Source organism: Lactobacillus sp. VURO6/B1 (VP7), from assembly GCF_058139575.1.
The window spans coordinates 1-3,984 of the sequence record NZ_JBVOWJ010000022.1 but is presented as its reverse complement, the minus strand read 5'-3'; the positions used below and the strand labels follow the sequence as shown (position 1 = coordinate 3,984).

Here is a 3,984-nt window from a genome sequence, read left to right as displayed (position 1 = left end):
CAAAGCGTGACCTACGTTTACAGCAAGAATGATGGCCAAACCAATAATTCCACCCCTGCCCCAGCTGGAAACCAGACGCCGACTGACAATGAGCCGACTCCAATTCCAAGCAGCAAAAAGGCCAAGAAAAAGAATGCTCCTAAGAAAGCAAGCAAAGGCCTTCATGCAAATAAGCAGAGCAAGAAAGCACCTGCCAAATCAATCAAAGGCCTCACAGCCAACAAGCATCAGGCTAACCGCCCTGCTAAATTGGCAGCTGCTGACCACAAACTAAACAAAAAAGGCAAGCTGGATCAAGACAGCAGAACTGATGCCTTGCCACAAACTGGTACCGAGAAGCACAATAGTTTGGCCATGCTGGCCCTAGGCGGTTTGGCCTTAGCCACTGCTCTAGGTGCTGCTTGGCTTGAGCGCAAGAAAGACTAAATAAATTCTGACAAATAAAAAACATCCTAATTAGTATGCAGTTTAAAAGAGGAATTTTATGAATACGCATAAGAATGCTAACAAGCAAGGAGAAAAAATATTGCTCGGCGGCGTGGCCGCAGCTGCTTTAGGCTTAATTAATGCCAAGCCCCAGACGGTCAAGGCAGCTAATCAGAATGGCACTCGAGCCACCAAGAAGACTGCGAAAAGAGCAGTCAAGACCAAGTTGAACTATCAAAGTGAAACTGGTTCAGAAACGGAAGGCGAAGCAGCTGATGATGACCCTGCTGGCAGCGAAGCTAACACAAGCGCTGCAAGCAGCGCACCAGAAACTGAACAGAATCCAGATGGTGCTAATAGCAATCAAGATGGTGGCAGTAATCAAGATGCAATCACAGGCAATACCAGCGATCCAAGCACCACAAACGATGCAAAAGCTGAAAAGCAAGAAGCCGGCTCTGCACAATTTGATCCTGCTAAAGCTACTAGGGAAAGTTTCCCAACTAAATGGCAAGGAATAGATATCAGTTTCAATGATGAAGGTGATATATTAAAAATTAGTGGTGGCACAATCGATAACAGTGATAATCATTCTATTAGCCTATACTACAACTTAAATGGACAAAATCCAGTGTTAGCCGCTGACATTAAAGAAATTGATATCACTGGAAAACTAAAAATTATTGGGTCTGCAAATGATCTGTTTACTAGTCTTGGGGCATTAGAAACCATCAAGGGGTTAGATAATCTTGATACTACTGATGTTACCAGCATGGAAAACATGTTTAGTAAAAATAAAAAACTAACGAATATCGATTTATCTGGTTCAACTTCTTTTAAAACCACAAAAGTGACAAACATGTCATACATGTTTGATAGTGACGCATCTTTAACTAAGTTAGATTTATCTCACTTTGATACTTCAAATGTCACAAACATGGCGCATATGTTTGAAAGCTGTGTGGGACTTCATAGTTTTACATTCCCAGCTACTTTTAACACGGATAAAGTAACAGACATGTCATACATGTTTGATAACTGTAGTCAAGTTTCATCTATTGATGTAAGCAAATTTAATACTTCTAATGTTGAAAACATGGCATATATGTTTTATTATTGTCAAAGTTTTCTTAAGTTAGACGTTTCAAGCTTTGATACGTCTAAAGTGACAGATATGTCATATATGTTTGGTACTTGTGTTAATTTGCTTAAATTAAATCTGCCGACTACCTTTGTTACCGATAGTGTCCAAAATATGAAGGGAATGTTTAGCAGTTGTAAGAACATAACTGAGTTAGACTTATCAAAGTTTAATACTGCTAAAGTAGCTAATATGGCCAACATGTTCCAAAGTTCTGGCAAATTGACAAACATTATCGCCTCTGATAATTTTACTACTGCAAATGTTACTAACATGAGTGACATGTTTTCTGGTGATATCGCAATTACTACTGATAGTATAAACAAATTAATATCCAAATTCGATACTAGCAAAGTCACAGACATGACAGAAATGTTTGATGGCTGCTCACAAGTAACTTCACTTGATTTGTCTAAATTTGATACTGCAAATGTCGGAAATGTTCCTGAAAAACTATCTCGTGCTGGTATGAAAAGAATGTTTAGTGGCTGTGGTAACTTAACTACTTTAGACTTAAGCAATTTTGATACTAAAAATGTCCGTGATATGAGCTGGATGTTTTACTACGACAAAAAATTAGCAAGTATAAAATTTAGTCCTTCTCTTTTCAATACCTCTAACGTTATTGACATGAAATACATGTTTGAAGATTGTCATTCATTAACTAGTGTTGATGTCAGTCATTTTGATACTGCAAACGTCCTTGATATGAGTTACATGTTTGATGAATGTATTAAATTAACTGCAATAGATGTTAGTCATTTTAATACTGCCAAAGTAAGTGACATGACGAATATGTTTGCTTATTGTGAGTCTTTACCAAGTTTAGATGTCACTAACTTTAACACGGCAGCTGTGAGTGATATGTTAAAAATGTTCTGGCAATGTTCAAATTTAACCAGTTTGGATCTACACAACTTTAATACCAGAAAAGTTTCTGATTATATTGACATGTTTCAAGGCTGTGATAAACTAGCAAAACTTGATCTTAGTAGTTTCGATATGAAAAATTCATCAACTATTGGTGATATGCTTAGCGATCTTCCATCTCTTGAAGTGCTTATACTAGGCAGAAGAAATGATTTGACAATAGTCGATAATTATTGGGACGGTGGTTTAGGCAACAATCATGATGGCAAAGAAGAAGATGTCTGGGTTAACATGGGAGTTAATAAAGACAACGGTGGTCTTCAGCCTAGAGTTCATTCGTGGACTGGTGCTGATTTAATGAAAAATTATGATGGCAGTAAGGATTATGATGTGTATGTTAATATCAATAAAATTCCAAATCCTTGCGGTATTACCATTAATTATCAATTTGAAGACGATAAAACTGCCAAACTCTCGCCAAACGATTATCAATTCGGTATTGCTGGTAATGACGTGGTTATCCCAATCACAGCCAGAAAGTTGCCTACCTATAAACTTGCCTACGTTGAAATTAATGGCAACAAATATACCACAGATAAATATGAAGATGCGCTGAGTAAACTAAAGTTTACTAATGATCCTCAAACTGTTACCTTTGGATATGAAAAGAGTAATGCTGGTAAGGGTAATGACTCCAGTGGTTCTAACGGCTCTCACGGTTCCGAAGGCTCTGATAGCTCTGACAGCTCAAATGGTTCTAACGGTTCTGAGAATTCTGATAGCTCTGATGGCTCAAATGGTTCTGACAGTTCCGATAGCTCAAATGGCTCCAACAGTTCTGACAGCTCTAACGGTTCTGAGACCTCTAATAGTTCTGATGGTTCCAACGGTTCTGAGAATTCTGATAGCTCTGATAGCTCAAATGGCTCCAACAGTTCTGACAGCTCTAACGGTTCTGACAGTTCTGATAGCTCTGATGGCTCAAATGGTTCTAACGGTTCTGAGACCTCTAATAGTTCTGATGGTTCCAACAGCTCTGATAGTTCTAACGGTTCTGACAGTTCTGATAGCTCTGATGGCTCAAATGGTTCCAACGGTTCTGACAGCTCTAATGGTTCCAATAGTTCTAACAGCTCTAATGGCTCTGACAGCTCTGATAGTTCAAATGGTTCCAACAGCTCCGATAGCTCTGATAGCTCTAATGGCTCCAACAGCTCTAACGATTCCAACAGCTCTGATAGTTCTAACAGTTCTGACAGCTCCGATAGCTCTAATGGTTCCAACAGCTCTGATAGTTCTAACGGTTCTAACAGCTCTAACAGCTCTAATGGTTCTAACAGCTCCGATAGCTCCACTGGTTCTAACGCTTCCAACACCTCTGAGAGTTCGAATAGTTCTAACAGTTCTAACAACTCTAACAGTTCTAACAACTCTAACAGTTCTAACAACTCTAACAGTTCTAGCAACTCTAATGGTTCTATCACTCCAAACGGTTCCAGTGATTCAAATGGTTCAGGATTAAATAGCAGTAATGGTAGCAATACAGT

The 3,984-nt window shown here is 38.8% G+C and carries 2 protein-coding genes; both read left to right on the top strand.

The window, feature by feature from the left end:
* Window positions 1-426 (top strand): LPXTG cell wall anchor domain-containing protein (locus ACZ2M0_RS09260; protein WP_490059261.1); only part of this gene is annotated, 426 nt, incomplete at its 5' end.
* Between the two features lie 58 nt (window positions 427-484).
* A partial coding sequence (locus tag ACZ2M0_RS09255) for a BspA family leucine-rich repeat surface protein (protein WP_490059260.1) occupies window positions 485-3,984 on the top strand: 3,500 nt, incomplete at its 3' end.